Origin of the sequence: Paracoccus halophilus (genome assembly GCF_000763905.1) — a bacterium.
Lineage (GTDB): Bacteria > Pseudomonadota > Alphaproteobacteria > Rhodobacterales > Rhodobacteraceae > Paracoccus > Paracoccus halophilus.
In genome coordinates this window covers 1-1,223 of the sequence record NZ_JRKN01000092.1, presented here as the reverse complement: position 1 = coordinate 1,223, position 1,223 = coordinate 1, and the positions used below count along the sequence as shown (strand labels likewise).

Here is a 1,223-nt window from a genome sequence, read left to right as displayed (position 1 = left end):
GAAATGGCGGAGGCTCGACGGTCGGAACCGCCTGCCGGAGGTCATCAGCGGGGTTGAGTTCCGCGACGGCGTCCGCCACATTCAAGCTGCCGCCTGATCAAGCGTCACCAACTTTCGAGCATATCTCGGCCTCCTTGATCGTGCGGTTCATCCGTTCGACCTGGCCGTTTGTCGGGAAAACACTCCCCCGGACTGTTTTCCGATCCTCCGAGCTCCACGGATGGCCGGGTTTGGTCAGTCGGTGTTCGATGCCGCTCGACCCTTGTCCTTGAACCGATGGCGGACAAGGTCTCGCCCTCGCAGATCATGTCGAAGCGCATGGGCCGGGAACAGATCGTGTTTCGGCTCCGAGGCTGCTCTGCGGACTGGATCCCGTTATTGGTGAGAATGGCATGGACCCGGCAGGGCACGGCTTCGGGCATGTGCTGAAGGAATTCCCAGGCTGTCTTCCTGTCGGCCCTGTCGACGAGCCGGGTCACGGCGAACCTGCTCGTCCGGTCGGTTCCAACGAACAAATATGGTTTTCCCTCAGCGGCTTGCACCTCGGCGATATCAATGTGGAAGACCCCTGTGGGGTCGCGTTTGAACTGCGACCGCTCCGGCTTGCCGCCCTCCATATCAGGCAGGCGCGAGATGCCCTGTCGTGGCAGGCATCGGTGAAGCGCAGATCGCGTCAGGTGAGGGATTGAGGGCTGCAGGGCATAAAGGCAGTCGTCCAACGGCAGAAGCGTATGACGCCGGAACGCCACGACCATCGCCTCTTCGGCTTCGCTGAGGACGGTGGACCGAGGCTCCGACGGTCCGGTCTTCATATCCTCGACCGTGGCGCGCTTGCGCCACTTCGCAACGGTCCTGGGGTTGATGCCCAACTCCCGGCTCAGCTGCGCGAGCGAAGCTTGCGATCATTCGGGCCAGCCCCTGGACCGATGGCGCTGGCATCTTCCAGCACGGCCCGGCCCCTGTGGCTGACAAGTTTGGCGCGTTGCGCGTCAAGCTCGGCCAACTCCTCCAGCAAGGTGGTGCGGCGGGCACTAACGGCTATGGCGCCCGACAGGTTGATCAGCCCCAGCTGAGTGGTCCAGTTTGATTGTTAGTGCATGTCCGGCCTGTAGTCCATCTGGACGATGGTTTCCGGGGCCGGCGGGCGGTAGCCCAGTGCGCTGTGCGGGCGCTTCGTGTTATAGTGTTTCCTCCATTCCTCGATCAGGACCTGCGCCTCGCGC

The 1,223-nt window shown here is 63.0% G+C and carries 1 protein-coding gene and 1 pseudogene; both read right to left on the bottom strand.

The annotated features are described in order from the left end of the window. Positions 1–121: 121 nt before the first annotated feature. Positions 122–902 (bottom strand): annotated as a pseudogene (locus tag IT41_RS19215) (transposase family protein); the annotation flags it as partial. Positions 903–1,090: 188 nt separating this feature from the next. Then, positions 1,091–1,223, bottom strand: a 133-nt coding sequence (locus IT41_RS20450; RefSeq protein WP_156116979.1) for an integrase core domain-containing protein, incomplete at its 5' end; no start/stop codon positions are given.